At 40.8% G+C, this 14,637-nt stretch carries 18 protein-coding genes and 9 tRNA genes; 3 read left to right on the top strand and 24 right to left on the bottom strand.

All coding sequences use genetic code 11. From position 1 onward, the window contains the following. Positions 1-103: 103 nt before the first annotated feature. From ABID56_RS10285 to ABID56_RS10240, 10 genes are all read right to left on the bottom strand, one after another. Positions 104-180 (bottom strand) — tRNA-Ile (locus tag ABID56_RS10285). Between the two features lie 5 nt (positions 181-185). After that, positions 186-259, bottom strand: a tRNA-Gly gene (locus tag ABID56_RS10280). A 19-nt stretch (positions 260-278) separates the two neighbouring features. Continuing rightward, positions 279-355, bottom strand: a tRNA-Arg gene (locus tag ABID56_RS10275). A gap of 67 nt (positions 356-422) precedes the next feature. Beyond that, positions 423-508: transfer RNA gene (locus tag ABID56_RS10270), tRNA-Leu, on the bottom strand. Between the two features lie 117 nt (positions 509-625). Beyond that, a tRNA-Gln gene (locus ABID56_RS10265) sits at positions 626-700 on the bottom strand. A gap of 8 nt (positions 701-708) precedes the next feature. Further along, positions 709-785 (bottom strand) — tRNA-Asp (locus ABID56_RS10260). A gap of 10 nt (positions 786-795) precedes the next feature. Next, a tRNA-Glu gene (locus tag ABID56_RS10255) sits at positions 796-870 on the bottom strand. A gap of 5 nt (positions 871-875) precedes the next feature. Further along, positions 876-966: transfer RNA gene (locus ABID56_RS10250), tRNA-Ser, on the bottom strand. A gap of 1 nt (position 967) precedes the next feature. Beyond that, positions 968-1,042: transfer RNA gene (locus ABID56_RS10245), tRNA-Asn, on the bottom strand. A 280-nt stretch (positions 1,043-1,322) separates the two neighbouring features. Further along, positions 1,323-1,766, bottom strand: a complete 444-nt coding sequence (locus ABID56_RS10240) for a SprT family protein (protein ID WP_354220867.1) — start codon at positions 1,764-1,766, stop codon at positions 1,323-1,325. 32 nt (positions 1,767-1,798) lie between these two features. Between ABID56_RS10240 and cmpA the strand changes: the two genes are divergently transcribed. Beyond that, positions 1,799-1,954 (top strand): cortex morphogenetic protein CmpA, encoded by a 156-nt coding sequence (gene cmpA / locus ABID56_RS10235; protein ID WP_377946597.1) that lies wholly within the window; start codon positions 1,799-1,801, stop codon positions 1,952-1,954. Between the two features lie 35 nt (positions 1,955-1,989). On the opposite strand, the gene ABID56_RS10230 is transcribed toward cmpA, so the two are convergent. From ABID56_RS10230 to acpS, 14 genes are all read right to left on the bottom strand, one after another. Next, on the bottom strand, positions 1,990-4,155 hold the full coding sequence (locus ABID56_RS10230) for a Tex family protein (protein WP_377946596.1): 2,166 nt from the start codon (positions 4,153-4,155) through the stop codon (positions 1,990-1,992). Between the two features lie 114 nt (positions 4,156-4,269). Beyond that, positions 4,270-4,875, bottom strand: a complete 606-nt coding sequence (locus ABID56_RS10225; protein WP_354220865.1) for a SpoIIE family protein phosphatase — start codon at positions 4,873-4,875, stop codon at positions 4,270-4,272. Next, positions 4,872-5,660 (bottom strand): RNA polymerase sigma factor SigB, encoded by a 789-nt coding sequence (gene sigB, locus ABID56_RS10220; RefSeq protein WP_354220863.1) that lies wholly within the window; start codon positions 5,658-5,660, stop codon positions 4,872-4,874. Before sigB ends, ABID56_RS10225 begins: the two co-directional genes overlap by 4 nt. Then, on the bottom strand, positions 5,632-6,111 hold the full coding sequence (rsbW, locus tag ABID56_RS10215) for an anti-sigma B factor RsbW (protein WP_354220861.1): 480 nt from the start codon (positions 6,109-6,111) through the stop codon (positions 5,632-5,634). Before rsbW ends, sigB begins: the two co-directional genes overlap by 29 nt. Beyond that, complete coding sequence (locus tag ABID56_RS10210) at positions 6,108-6,437, bottom strand: STAS domain-containing protein (protein WP_354220859.1); 330 nt, start codon at positions 6,435-6,437, stop codon at positions 6,108-6,110. Before ABID56_RS10210 ends, rsbW begins: the two co-directional genes overlap by 4 nt. Positions 6,438-6,500: 63 nt before the next feature. Continuing rightward, a complete protein-coding gene (locus ABID56_RS10205) occupies positions 6,501-7,511 on the bottom strand; it encodes a PP2C family protein-serine/threonine phosphatase (protein ID WP_354220857.1) in 1,011 nt (336 codons plus the stop codon). A gap of 12 nt (positions 7,512-7,523) precedes the next feature. Further along, positions 7,524-7,925, bottom strand: coding sequence for an anti-sigma regulatory factor (locus ABID56_RS10200; RefSeq protein WP_354220855.1), 402 nt, complete (start codon positions 7,923-7,925; stop codon positions 7,524-7,526). Then, positions 7,925-8,284, bottom strand: coding sequence for an STAS domain-containing protein (locus ABID56_RS10195; protein ID WP_354220853.1), 360 nt, complete (start codon positions 8,282-8,284; stop codon positions 7,925-7,927). The genes ABID56_RS10200 and ABID56_RS10195 overlap by 1 nt, the downstream gene beginning before the upstream one ends. 2 nt (positions 8,285-8,286) lie before the next feature. After that, complete coding sequence (locus ABID56_RS10190; RefSeq protein ID WP_354220851.1) at positions 8,287-9,156, bottom strand: STAS domain-containing protein; 870 nt, start codon at positions 9,154-9,156, stop codon at positions 8,287-8,289. A 224-nt stretch (positions 9,157-9,380) separates the two neighbouring features. Next, the gene (locus ABID56_RS10185; RefSeq protein WP_354220849.1) at positions 9,381-9,731 is read right to left on the bottom strand and encodes a type II toxin-antitoxin system PemK/MazF family toxin; all 351 of its coding nucleotides are present in this window, start codon (positions 9,729-9,731) and stop codon (positions 9,381-9,383) included. A gap of 5 nt (positions 9,732-9,736) precedes the next feature. Next, positions 9,737-10,018, bottom strand: coding sequence for an antitoxin (locus ABID56_RS10180; RefSeq protein ID WP_354220847.1), 282 nt, complete (start codon positions 10,016-10,018; stop codon positions 9,737-9,739). A gap of 107 nt (positions 10,019-10,125) precedes the next feature. Further along, complete coding sequence (gene alr / locus ABID56_RS10175) at positions 10,126-11,250, bottom strand: alanine racemase (RefSeq protein WP_354220845.1); 1,125 nt, start codon at positions 11,248-11,250, stop codon at positions 10,126-10,128. A 216-nt stretch (positions 11,251-11,466) separates the two neighbouring features. Further along, positions 11,467-12,486: a LolA family protein gene (locus tag ABID56_RS10170; protein WP_354220843.1), complete on the bottom strand. Its 1,020-nt coding sequence runs from the start codon at positions 12,484-12,486 to the stop codon at positions 11,467-11,469. A gap of 143 nt (positions 12,487-12,629) precedes the next feature. Then, on the bottom strand, positions 12,630-12,995 hold the full coding sequence (acpS, locus tag ABID56_RS10165; RefSeq protein ID WP_354220841.1) for a holo-ACP synthase: 366 nt from the start codon (positions 12,993-12,995) through the stop codon (positions 12,630-12,632). 87 nt (positions 12,996-13,082) lie between these two features. Between acpS and ABID56_RS10160 the strand changes: the two genes are divergently transcribed. Then, positions 13,083-13,679 carry a rhomboid family intramembrane serine protease gene (locus ABID56_RS10160; protein WP_354220839.1) on the top strand — a complete coding sequence of 199 codons (597 nt, stop codon included), beginning with the start codon at positions 13,083-13,085 and terminating at the stop codon, positions 13,677-13,679. Between the two features lie 27 nt (positions 13,680-13,706). Further along, on the top strand, positions 13,707-14,627 hold the full coding sequence (locus ABID56_RS10155) for a DMT family transporter (RefSeq protein ID WP_354220837.1): 921 nt from the start codon (positions 13,707-13,709) through the stop codon (positions 14,625-14,627). Positions 14,628-14,637 lie beyond the last annotated feature (10 nt).

The following is a 14,637-nucleotide window of genomic DNA, read 5'->3' as shown; positions in this document are numbered from 1 at the left end:
TTGTTTCTTTTCGTCTCCGCTTTCTCCTCATTTCATAAAATAAGAAGAAAACCGAATTGACGACAGGCTATTTTGTTTAGTTTTCAAGGTTCGATTGCTTATATGGTGGGCCTGAGTGGACTTGAACCACCGACCTCACGCTTATCAGGCGTGCGCTCTAACCGACTGAGCTACAGGCCCATATATGGAGCGGGTGATGGGAATCGAACCCACAACATCAGCTTGGAAGGCTGAGGTTTTACCATTAAACTACACCCGCATGTAACATTTATTATAAATGGTGCGCCCGAGAGGAGTCGAACCCCTAGCCTCTTGATCCGTAGTCAAACGCTCTATCCAATTGAGCTACGGGCGCTTATTGCGACAACTTCTATAATATCAAATTGCGCAAGTAATTGCAAGGATAAAATTTAAAAATTGAATGGTGCGGCCGAGAGGATTTGAACCTCCACGGGGAAAACCCCACTAGGCCCTCAACCTAGCGCGTCTGCCGTTCCGCCACGGCCGCGAGTGATGAGCTTTAGAAAGTTCAATAGACCCTCTGGCTTTCGGCCATCATTGTTAATCTATTGAGTTGAAGACATAAAAAAAGAGATATGGCTTCTATTAGATTTTGAAAAATCAATGGCTGGGCCAGCTGGATTCGAACCAGCGCATGACGGTACCAAAAACCGTTGCCTTACCGCTTGGCTATGGCCCAATATATAGTGGCGGTCCGGACGGGACTCGAACCCGCGACCTCCTGCGTGACAGGCAGGCATTCTAACCAACTGAACTACCGGACCAAAAATGAAATGGTGACCCGTACGGGATTCGAACCCGTGTTACCGCCGTGAAAGGGCGGTGTCTTAACCACTTGACCAACGGGCCGTAAATGGCGGAGAAGGAGGGATTTGAACCCTCGCGCCGCTTACGCGACCTGCACCCTTAGCAGGGGTGTCCCTTCAGCCACTTGGGTACTTCTCCATGGCTCCAGCGGCAGGATTCGAACCTGCGACCAATTGGTTAACAGCCAACTGCTCTACCTCTGAGCTACGCTGGAATAGTCAATAACTGTCGAATAACTTCAACGCTAAATCATTATAAAATGTTTACTGTTTAATGTAAAGTGTTTTTTATGATTTTTATTTACTTTTCTGAGGTGCTATGTCGTGTTGAAAACGCTCAGTTCTTCAGCGACATTTAGTATCATATAACATCTTGTTTTCCCTGTCAATCACTTTATAGAGAATTTTATATGTTTTTAAGATCGATACGTTGATCGCTTCTTAAGCAACTTTTATAAAGTATCACGCGTCGATTAACTGTGTCAATATTGTCCGTCAGATTTCTTTAATTCGTCCGCCACAACGACCACAGCGAAAACGCTTCGTATCCATTCGTCTTTTCCTCTCGAATTGAGCACGACAATCCTTACATTGATAAATAACACGTTTTTTCGTAGCTTCTGAAGGAAGTGGTCCGCAAAATCGTGGTGCACCTGTCACCTGTAATAGTCGCCTAAATTCTGCGCTTCGATGGTGATAGGGTTTATCTTCTATATGTAAGTGATAGTGGCACAACTCATGTTTAATAATACCTTTCAAGGCGTCTTCCCCAAGTTCTGTCACGTATTTAGGATTGATTTCTATCACACGTTTAGCCGGGATGTAACGCCCGCCTGTCGTGCGCAGACGACGATTAAATGTGACATGATCCAAAAAGGGTTTATGAAAATACTGCTCCGATAATTCATTCGTTAATTGTTCAAGTGTTTGTTGATCCACATTTATCCTTCTTTCACCATAACCGATTCACTATGACGTGCATATTATATTATAAAGGATGTAAGAAGGTGATGCGAGTGCCTCAGTGGTTAGAAAGTCAGTTGCGTCGTGCATTTGCTAATAAAAACCGAGCGCAAATCATCATACTAAATCAATGTTGGTACTACTATGTACGAGATATAAAATAGCCTACGACATACTCTAAGTCGTAGGCTACTTCTATCTAGCTCGTCATCGGAATCATCGTCAACGCGATCCGTTGTCGTTTCACATCCACTTCCTCAATCCACACTGTCACAATGTCCCCTACTGCGACAACGTCTAAAGGATTTTTCACAAATTGGTTAGACAGTTTTGAAACGTGAACTAAACCATCTTGCTTAACCCCAATATCAACGAATGCGCCGAAGTCAACGACATTTCGAACAGTTCCTTGTAGTTCCATCCCTTGTTCTAAATCGTCCATTGATAACACATTTGTTTTAAGTAATGGCTTCGGCAATTCGTCACGCGGGTCACGGTTCGGTTTCTTCAAGTCTTCGACGATATCTTGTAATGTTAAGCGCCCTATATCTATCCCTTGCCCGAGTTGATCGAGTGACTGATTACCGAGGGTTTGCCGCATGTCATCTGTTCCGATAGCGTGCACCGTCATATCGATGTTCTCAAGTAATTGTTTGGTCGCATCATAGCTTTCAGGGTGAATTGACGTTCGGTCGAGCGGCTGATTACCGTCCAATATTCTAAGAAAACCTATCGCCTGCTCGTACGTTTTATTACCGAGGCGCGGCACCTTTTTAATTTGTTTGCGGTCGGTGAATCGTCCGTTTTCTTCACGATAAGCGACAATATTGTTCGCGACGGTTTTATTTAAACCAGAAATATATTGTAATAAAGACGATGATGCGGTATTTACGTTGACACCGACTTGGTTAACGGCCGTCTCAACCACAAATTGTAGTGAGTTGGCTAGTTTTTTCTGACTGACATCATGTTGATATTGCCCGACACCTATCGACTTCGGGTCAATTTTAACGAGTTCACTTAACGGATCTTGTACGCGGCGGGCAATCGAAACGGCTGAACGTTCTTCAACTTGTAAATCAGGGAATTCCTCACGGGCTAGTTTCGATGCGGAATACACACTAGCCCCCGCTTCATTCACGATTAAATACGCAATATCTAAATCATGCTTTTGGATAACGTCCGCAATGAACTGCTCCGTCTCACGCGATGCCGTTCCGTTTCCGATTGCAATCAATTCGATTGGGTAGTCGTTTAAAAACTGAAGCACCTTTTTCTCCGCTCCAGCGACATCATTTTTCGGTGCAGTCGGATAAATCACATCCACTGTTTGCATTTGCCCTGTATCATCCACGACCGACAACTTACACCCTGTACGGTAAGCCGGGTCGACACCGAGAATGGTTTTCCCTTTCAACGGTGGTTGCAATAATAGGTTCCGTAAGTTTTTCGCGAAAATATCAATCGCATGCTCTTCAGCATCGTCCGTTAAAGACGTGCGAATATCACGTTCAATCGATGGCTGAATCAACCGTTTGTAACTATCTTGAATCGCGTCATCAATGAGTCGCGCCTCTTCTGTATCTTGATTTCGAATAATCGCTCGTTTCAGATAATCCAATACCTTATCTGCTGGTGGCTCGATGGATACTTTAAGCACTTTTTCTTTCTCACCACGATTCACAGCTAACACGCGGTGCGGTACAATTTTGCGAATCGGTTCTTCATACTCATAATACATTTGATAAATTTCTTGTTCATCAGACGCGTCTTTTTTCAGTTCAGTTTGTAGTAAGCCGTGGTGGTATGTAAACGAGCGAATATCATCACGGAAAGCCGGTTCATCTGACACCCATTCGGCGATAATATCGTTCACACCTTGCACGACCGCTTCCACGTCAGGTAATTCTTGTTCTTCAGAGATAAAGCCTTCCGCTTCAGTGCGGACATCGATGCCTTGCTGTACCCAAACTTTTAAGGCAAGCGGTTCGAGTCCTTTTTCTTTGGCGATCGTTGCGCGGGTGCGACGTTTTTGTTTATACGGGCGATAGAGGTCTTCCACACGTTGGAGTTTCGTCGCCTGCATGATGTCGCGTTGTAATTCATCGGTTAATTTATCTTGCTCATCAATGAGTCGAATGACTTCTTCTTTTCGGGTTTGGAGTTGTTCTTGATAATCGTATGTTTCTTGAATGGCTTGGATTTCTGTTTCATCCAACCCTTTTGTTTGTTCTTTACGGTACCGTGCAATAAACGGTACGGTATTGCTTTCTGATAACAGTTGGACTACTGTTTGAACAATGTTTGCATCGATTTGTACTTGTTTTGCTACAGCATCGATTAAAGGTGATTGTATCGTCGTCACACTATTTCCTCCCTAAAATCATAATCCTTTTAAAGTATAACAAAAAATCACCCAATGCACATACGGGCCTTCAAACTAAAAAAGAGATGGCTCTCTCGCCACCTCTTTCATAGATTACCCTTTATACTTCATTGCGATTAATGTCGTGTCATCATCCATATATTCGTCTTGCCGCATCGTAAACCATTCAACGGTTAAATCCATCGTGTTTTGGTTGTAAAATTCCTTGGTTAATTGACGTTCTTTCACACCATCGGAAAACATAAAAAATAATGCACCTGGTTCAAGCGACTTCGTATGAACGGTCACATTCGTTTTAATACCAGATAAATAACCAGGCACCGGGATATTGCGTTGTTTCTTCCCTCTCGGATCCACCATAATAACGCTAATATTACCCATCAATGTATATGAAAACGTCTCATTCTCATAATCAACATAAAGCAAACCTAGCACACAACCGCGTAATTCTTGGCCGAACAATGCTTGATTTGCTTTATAAACGATTGATTCTAACGGTTCATTATAATGATGTTTAATGACTTCAATGACAACATCAGCTGATTCTTTCGCCACTTCACCACTTCCTAAACCGTCTGCTAAAGCACAAATAAAGCCTCGCTCTGTTTCGATATAAAAATAAGAGTCACCTGAGTGATAATTGCCTTTTTTCGGTTTTTGAAATGTCGCAACCTCCATACGAGCTTGCTTTTCAATCAAAATAAAACCTCCAAATCCTCTTCACTCATTGACTCTCTTAATTTTCGTAAAGCACGACGTTGTAAGCGGGATACATGCATTTGCGATAACCCTAATCGTTCACCTGTTTCTTTTTGACTTAAATTTTCAAAATAAGTGCACTGTAAAATTTCTTGTTCTCGATCATTTAGTAATGGCATAATTTTTTCAATTAACATTTTATGATCAATTTGCTCATAACCTTCTTCTTGCTGCCCGACAAGGTCTAAAATCGTCACCGTACTACCATCTGCATCGGCTTCAATTTGTCGGTCTGTTGATAGAGCGTTATAGCTTTTGCTCATTTCCATCGTTTCAAGCACTTCTTCTTCGCTTGCATCTAAATAATCAGCAATCTCTTTAACTGACGGCGACTCTTGGTGATCTGTCGTCAACTCTTCGACCGCTGATTTGATTTTCGGACCTAATTCTTTAATGCGTCTCGGGACATGAACACTCCACGTTTTATCACGAATAAAACGCTTAATCTCACCTATAATAGTTGGAACAGCAAACGATTCAAACGACTTACCATAAGAACCATCATAACGTCTAATGGCAGCCATTAAACCAAGCATCCCAACTTGAACTAAGTCTTCATGAATCTCACTATTTTTAGAATACTTCTTAGCTAAAGAATGGACCAAGTTTTCGTATTGATAGATAATGCGTTCTTGTACTCGTTCGTCGTCTGGATTGTCGTGTAAATAGGTAATAAGTGCATAAATATCTTCTTCACTATTGTGTTGTTGAGATTTGGTCGTCACTTTGCCCCACCTCATTTTCATACAAAAACTTGGTCATGATGACAATAACACCATGATTATTGTTAATTTCGACTTTGTCCATTAGGGCATCAATTAAGAAAAGACCGAAACCTCCCTCGCGCATTTCTTCGACAGATTCGCCATCATCATAAGGTCCAATTTGCTCGCGTACTTCTTTAAGGTCAAAACTACCACCACGATCAGCGACCATCACTTCTAAACGGTCTTCGTACAAACCAAATCCAATTGTAACCTCACCTGAATCTTCGTCATAATACGCGTGATTAACCGCATTAGTAATCGCTTCTGACGTCGCAACTTTTAAATCTTCAATTTCTTCATAAGAAAAGCCCATGCGATTGGCAAGACCGGAAATCGTCAGTCTTAACACACCAACAAACTCGGACTTCGCAGGTAATTTCATTTCGACAAAATCAAATGCTTCCTTCATGACATTTCACCCTCAATTGTATTTTCAATCGTGATCACTTCATTTAACCCTGTAATATTAAACAAGCGATAAACATTTTCTTGCAAATTAATTAGTTTAAATTCGTGATCTTTTTCTTTGGATAATTTTAGGGCACTAATAAAAACACCTAATCCTGTACTGTCCATGTAACTGACTTTAAGTAGATCGACTTCGACTTTTGGTTTTTCTTCTACGAGATTGAGTAGCTTGTCTTTCAGTTGTGGAGCAGTGTATGCATCGATTTCACCAGATAGTTTTAATACACCTAACTCTTGTTCTAGATGATCATCGATATGTAAATTCATTGTAGATCCCCCATTCGTTATATCCTTAATTTATTTTCCCGATTTATTCATTTTGAAACATCATTAATCATTTCGTTTCATCACAAGTAACGTGAAATCATCTCTTAATTGGAAATCTTGTAGGCGTTCAAAATATTTAAATACACCTTCGACGACTTCTTGTGCGTCTAAATGAGCGTATTGATTAATAATATCTAACACTTCATCTTGCTCTATGAAACGATCGTTCACGCGACACTCTGTCACACCGTCAGTTAATAAAATAATTAAATCACCTGGGTGTATGTCGACTTGCCGTTCTTCATAAGACACTAAATTCTCGACACCAAGAAGTAATCCCTTTGCATCGATTTCTTCAAATTCACCACTATCATGTCTTAATATGTAGCACGGTTCATGACCAGCTGATGCATAATAAAACTGATGTGACGTCGTATCATAATAACCGTAAAACATCGTGACAAACATGCCTTCTTCCACGTTACGACCGACGACTCGGTTAAGTGAATCTAACACGCGCTGCGGATTAATATCATTGTCTAAAAAACTTTCCATCGCAAATTTAATCATCGACATACAAAACGCAGCTGGCACACCTTTTCCGATTACATCAGCTATCGCGACACCGATATTCCCATCTTCATCTGTAATAAAATGATGATAATCGCCGTTCATTTCTTTAGCAGGGACTGATTTAACCCCGATGTCTAGACTATTATGTGTCGGAATCGTCGTTTTTAACAATGTTTCTTGCATATTAGCAGCAACACCAATTTCTGAACGCAATTCAATTTGTTTTTCACGCAACACTTGATGTTCTTGATAAGCTAACCCGTAAGAAATCATCGTCTCGATTAGGAATTGGAAGGAATCTCGCACACGCTCATCCATATCTGGAACGACTTCTTCTAACGCTTCGTAATGGACGTTAACAATTTCGTCGGGTGAAATATTTTGTTGAATCGATTGCTTACTAAATTGTTCTGCCTGATACAAAATAGCTTCATCACGAGTTGATAAATATTGCGACAATAACTCTTTATAATTCTGCATATCTGATTCGATCGAGCTCAATGCATACCCCTCCTACCGAGCCCACTTAATCGCGGTCACCTTTGTCCCCGACTCATTTGACTCTAAATCAAAATCATCCATCAATCGTTTTACACCAGGTAATCCAGCTCCTAAACCACCAGAAGTAGAATAACCATCTTTCATGACAGCGCTCAAGTCTTTGATACCTGGACCTTGATCTTGGGCTACAATTTTCAAACCAACTTTAGGGATATCGCGCACTTCTTCAAATGTGATTTGACCTTCATCTGTGTACAAGTAAATATTACGCGCTAATTCCGAAATCGCAGTCGCAATTCGTGCTTGGTCAACCGAACCAAACCCCAATTCTTGCGACACTTGTCGACCAGCTTGTCTCGCTCCAACAATATCCCATTCTTGTTTAATGACAACAGAGGATAGAGTTTCCTTCATCACTTCTCCTCCAATTCTTGTCTTAACTTAATAATACCTTGCTCTAAATCGAGAGCCGTCGGTACCTCCTTTAAGTAAATGCCTAACTCAATTAACGTCATAGATACAGCAGGCTGCACCCCAGTAAAGACAACTTTTGCACCCATAAGGTCTGCCATAGACACGACATCACCAAATACTTTCGCAATAAACGAGTCAACGACTTCTACTGACGTTAAATCAATGACCACTCCAGTCGCGCCTGTTTCATGAATTTTACTCAGTAAATCTTCTTGAAATTCCATCGCTGTTTGATCATCTAATTCAATCTGAATTGAAACTAATAAGTAATTGTGTAGCTTTAAAATAGGTACGCGCAATATTATGACTCCTTCCCGATTGAATCTAAGACTTCTTCAATATCTTCATGCTTTGATTCATTCGACACAATGTGTTGCTCAGTCATTTGAAGAGCTGTCTCAAACCCTTTCTTAAGCGAGCTCTTCGTAGGGAATTGGCTTAAATCAATGCCGAGGTTTACAATCGTTTGGGCAATTTCAGGTCGAATACCGACGAGAATGCATGTTGCGCCTAGTAACCGTACAGCTTCAGCGGCTTGAATAATATGGTGAGCAACCATCGTATCGACAACAGGCACCCCTGTGATGTCAATTAACACGACATCCGTTCGATTTTTAACGACACCATTAAGTAAATTCTCCATAATTAACTTCGCCCGGTCTGTATCGATCGTTCCAACTAATGGCATCACCGTAATTTCATCCATGACTGGAATAAGTGGTGCAGATAATTCTTCAAGGGCTAGTTTTTGCATCGACAAAATATTGTTCCAATTTGTCGAATACTGATTTAATAATCGAATTTTCAACGGATCAATCCAATTATTCACACGTTCCATCACATCGATGAATTCATCTTTATCGTTTGTTTCTAACTGATCTAAAACGAATTTAGTACTCTCTGTTCGAAATGTTTGTAACCCTTCTGTTATGTATCCGAAAGGCCAACCAAGATTTACGACTTTTTCCGCAAATTGATCGAGTGATTCGATTTTAGAGTCTTCTTGTTGCAGACTTTTCATGACAAAATCTGCAAACTCTTGATTCATTTGATTGATCATATCGTCTGAAATTGTCGATGTATAATCCTTTAGCGATTTATTGTCTAATTGATGAATCCAGCGATCGATTAAGTAATCACTATTGTTAAGCACCACTTGTTTGACATCCATGATTCGTTACAACCTCCATTATTTGAAATCTAAAAAATCAATGTATCATTTAAGATTAAATTTTACCATACTTTTCAGAAAACTTCATCACTTTTCATATTTGTGTATATTGTACCGTTATTCTACTAAAACATAAAGTATTCTCGCTTATTTGACACAAAATGCCTAAACCTCAATATAAAAACCGCCTATTATGAAATAGACGGTCTTCCTTATGATGAACGTTATAAATCCATTAGTCCAAGGCTAATTTGCAAGGCGTCATCAACTTGTCCCATTAAAAACTCGTCTAACGTTGTGATTTGGTCCGTTAAACGTTGTTTATCAATGGTGCGAATTTGTTCAAGCAAAATAACAGAATCACGTTCAAAGTCATATTTTTTAGCATCAATTTCGACATGAGTCGGTAATTTCGCTTTTTGAATTTGTGCTGTGATTGCTGCTACGACGACAGTTGGACTAAAACGATTGCCTATATTGTTTTGTATAATGAGAACCGGGCGAACGCCGCCTTGTTCAGATCCTACTACAGGTGTTAAATCGGCGTAGTAGACATCGCCTCGTTTAACGTACAAGTTAATTACACCCCACTCACTAAGCGCTCAAGAGTGGTTTCAGCCTCCTCTTCAGCTTGGAAAGCTTCAGATGCGATATCTAAGTTGATGTTTTTCATTTCGACATAACCACGGCGCATCTTTTCTGTGATTTGACGTTTCTTCTCTTCTTTCACATAGCTATGCACAGCTTGCAAAATGAGTTCCTGATGATCAGAGAAATCTTGTTCATCTCCAATGAGTTCATCACACTCATTTAGTAAAGACATCGGCAGTTCGACGACTACCTCTTTTGAAGAATTAGACATCCTTACACCCCCAACAATTTACGAACAACAAATCTAGAAACATCTTAACATCATTCGATAAGGTTCGTAAAGCGAAATTGCGAATAAAATAGGGTTTTGACGCGAATTTAATCTTTTTTATGATGATAGACACGTGGAATTCGTTCGTTTAACATACACGGAATTTCATAGTTAATCGTATCGAGATGATGAGCAACATCATCAACGGAGACAAAAGCGTCTTCTTGTTCACCTATAATTGTAACAGGTGTATCAACTGGCATGTAGCGGTCTAATTTAACCATAAATTGATCCATACACACTCGTCCGACAATCGGATATTCCTTGCCCTCTAGTAAAACATGAAACCCTTGTAACTGACGAATCCAGCCATCACCATAACCAAGTGGCACAGTACCAATCCATTCTTCTTGTTCCGCTGTATAAGTTGCTCCGTAGCTAACCGTTTCACCAGGACTGATTTTTTTAATATGAATCAACCGACTTTGTAACGAAAATGCCGGCTTAAGCGGAATCCCTGTTTCAGCTGCTACGAGATCAGAAGGATACAAACCATACATGCCAATGCCAAACCGAACCGAATCAAACATCTCATTCGGAAAACGCATGGACCCAGCTGAATTACCAAGATGGACTTCAACATCCTCTGATATATAGCCGTCAAATTCTTGTAAATACGTTTTAAAACGGGTCATCTGCCGGGTTAAGACAACATGTTCATCTTCATCAGCTGTTGCTAGATGAGAGTAGACCCCTTTTAAACGTAGGTTTGACGATTGCATCGCCGTTAATACAGCATACGCTTCATCGGCAGACTTTATACCTTGACGGTTCATGCCTGTATCAATCTTAAGATGAACATCTAACGGTTCATCCAGATAAGCCTTAGCTTGTTCGACCCACTCAGCTTGATAGAGTGTGATCATGACATTGTGTGCTGCCGCAATCGGTGCTTGTTCTGGTCTGATCCGTCCTAAAATTAAAATCGGTATATGTGGAAAATGACTGCGTAAACGAATGGCTTCATCGAGTAACGCAACCGCTAGTTTATCAGCACCTGCTTCTAATGCCGCCTGAGCCACTTCGATATCACCATGACCGTACGCATTTGCCTTCACAACAGCGTAGACGTTTTTCGGCGATGGATACAAATTTTTCAGTTGTTTAACATTGTGACGAATGGCATCTAAATCAATATCCGCCCATGTATCACGGTAAAAAGTGTGTGTCATGATGATCCCTTCTCTTCCTCGAACATTCGTTTATTGTCATTATCCACCGCAAACACAGGCCTGTCAATTATCCACTAAAAGCTTTAAACTCGTTCAATCCCAAACGGAAGTCGCTCCAACTAAAATCATTTTCTTATGTCAGTTTAATGACGAACACTCAAAAAAAGAAACCCGCCTATGAAGCGGGAATCATCTTGATTATCACTAGCTTATACGTTATTTCATCACTTGTTGGTCGACCGATTGCGCAACTTGAACCATTTCATTCACTGTTAACGAGTCACTCGCTAACACAAAACGCATACCATCAAGCTCCCACTCTAGCGAATGATTGTTTAAATGTCCGACAGTGAAACCTAAATCGACTAAATCCCCCGTTGCACTCACAGGTACTTGTAAACTCGTCGGGTAGGATTCAAACTGTTCTTGCACTAGCGTGAATGATTTGTCACCTTCATACGTCAAAATCACGCGCTCGCCATCTTCGAACTCAACCACTTCTTCACCTGATTTACTAGCACCTTCAGGGACGACATTTGGTGTGTAAACGGTCATATCACGTTCTTCTAATTCCGTCATCGTTGGCACACTCACCGCACCCTCTGACAGGTTCTCGTCTGTATCAAATTCACTATCTGCAATATCAACGTCAAATTCAAACGAACTAAACTCAACTTCTACCATCGTATCGCCGTTTTGGTCCTGTACACGCACTAATGCTGGTTTATACGAATCTTTATGGAAATACACTTCTTGATATGGCAACTGCTGATTACCTTTGTAATTCGTTTTCACTTTAAACACATAATAATTATCTGTCATTTGAAACTCTCGATCACTATCATTTAATACATCAGCTACTAACGATGTATACATATACGGTTGACTATGTTGTTTTGGCCAATCGTTTTGGAACTTGTAGCTCTTGTTGATCGAAGGAGTTAAAACAAAGACACCTTCATCATTGCGTAAAATCACTTGATCGCCTTTTTCATCATTCATATTGTTCATCACAACTTTAAAGAAATCATCCGCTTTGTGTAACACATCCACTTGATACTGCTCGGGCTCCTCCCCTGTCGACATCGTCATCTCAGCCTCGGCTGAAAAACTCGTCATCTCACCTACTCGATCGTCTAATGATTGTAATACATCATCTACTGTCTCTTCCCCACAAGCTGCCAGTAACACGACAGCCACCATTAAGGTTACGAAGAGAATACGATTTCTAATCATGCAAACAACTCCTCCGTCTCATCGTTTTTCGCTTGTCTTATATCACAAGCTATCTATTCAGTTGCGGTGACAATGTGCACATCGGACCTTTTTGTTACCCGCAATACACTCTATGAGACGAGGAGTACAATTATGCAGACGAGCTATGAGACGATTTCAATAATGACTTGGGCGACGACGTAGTGGTTACTATGGGAGATCGATACATGGACATGTGGTTCAAGCGTACCTTCAACATAAATGCTTGGGCGCCCCGCTTCATTTGATATTATTTCAATCGAATGAAATGACACGTCACGACCAATGCCACAGCCTAGCGCCTTGCTGTAAGCTTCTTTTGCAGCAAAACGACCTGCGATAAATTCTAGTCGGCGTTTTTCATTCGTATAATGTGATAACACTTGACGCTCGCGTGTCGTGAGAATACGCTCAGTAAAACGAGGCTGACGTGACAGTAATGTCTGTATGCGATCTATTTCTTGAATATCAACACCTATGCCTTGAATCAACGATTTCACCTGCTTTCTTATTGCAAGATGAGCCAAAGATTAGTATTCTTAAAAGAAATAAAGCGTACTAAAGAGAGGCTAACACCTATGTTTTTCATTCGAACGGAAAGCTTCAAGCAATTCCTTAAATTTTATCCTATCGTTTCAACCATTGTCGCGATTCATTTAATCGTTTTTCTATTAGTGAACATATCGCTTGGATTGCGCGAATTAATGATCGGTTGGAACTTACCTATTTTAGTCGATGGCCAGTATTGGCGTTTGATGACGCCTATCTTCACTCACACTGGCGCGATGCATCTTTTGTTTAATACATTTAGTTTAATCTTGTTTGGACCCGCTTTGGAAGTCATGCTCGGTCGCATCAAGTTCATTTTAGCATATTTAACAGCTGGCTTAATCGGAAATGTTGCCACCCTTTTCTTAGCTGACTTAATGTATAGTCATGTTGGTGCTTCTGGTGCAATTTTCGGGTTATTCGGCATTTACTTATACTTATTATTCATGCGTCCTGAATTGATTGATGCGAGCAGCCGTCAAGTTATCATCGTCATTGTTATCATCAGTCTTGTCATGACATTCCAACCTAATATTAATATTTACGCGCATTTATTCGGCTTAATTGGAGGCCTAGCAATAGGGCCGATCCTGTTCGCTGGATACAAAGGTCATTTTCGCATTTAACTCGACTCATTTATGAGGAGTGACACGATGAACAAACAACAAATTGCACCTTACGTGGCGATTATAATCGGCGTTATCGCAGTGTCGACTTCGGCTATTTTCGTTCGCCTTGCTGACGCTCCATCGTCAATCACCGCTAATTACCGGCTATTGCTTGCGGTTATCATCATGCTACCGTATATTTTGTGGCGTAACATCGGCGAATTCCGTCACATTTCAAAACGTGATTGGGTCTATTCGGCTGCTGCTGGCGTTTTTCTCGCCTTTCATTTTATCTTGTGGTTTGAATCGCTAAATCACACATCAGTCGCAAGCTCTGTCGTTCTCGTGACGACTCAACCCATCTTCGCCTTTATCGGGACGTACTTATTTTTCAAAGAACGCTTCACAAGCGGCGCTGTTTTAAGTATGTTAATCGCTTTCACGGGAAGTGCGATCATTAGTTGGGGTGATTTCCAAATTAGTGGTTGGGCACTGTTCGGAAACTTCCTCGCTTTAATGGGTGCGATTGCGATTACAGGGTATTTCTTATTCGGGCAAAACGTCAGACAACGCCTGTCTCTCATGACATATACCTTTATCGTCTATAGTATTAGTTCGATCACGTTAATTCTTTACAACATCATATTAAACGAACCATTCACCGGCTATTCTAGTGATACATGGCTTTACTTTTTAGCATTAGCTATTATTCCGACTTTCTTCGGCCATACACTGTTTAATTGGGCCATTAAATGGGTGAGTGCATCAACAATCACGATGGGCATATTATTCGAACCTGTCGGTGCATCAGTTTTAGCTTATTTTATCCTGGGAGAACTCGTCACTTGGTCACAGTTTTTAGGTGGATCAATCGTGATCGTCGGTTTAATGTTATTTATCATTAGTACATCTAAAAAGCGAAAGGTGAAAGTTATAAACCAACGTGAAAACAAACAATTAAAATAGAGGTGATGAA

Source organism: Alkalibacillus flavidus (genome assembly GCF_040545925.1).
Classification (GTDB): Bacteria; Bacillota; Bacilli; order Bacillales; family Alkalibacillaceae; genus Alkalibacillus; species Alkalibacillus flavidus.
The sequence above is the reverse complement of the archived record's forward strand: the minus strand, read 5'-3'. Positions and strand labels throughout refer to the sequence as shown.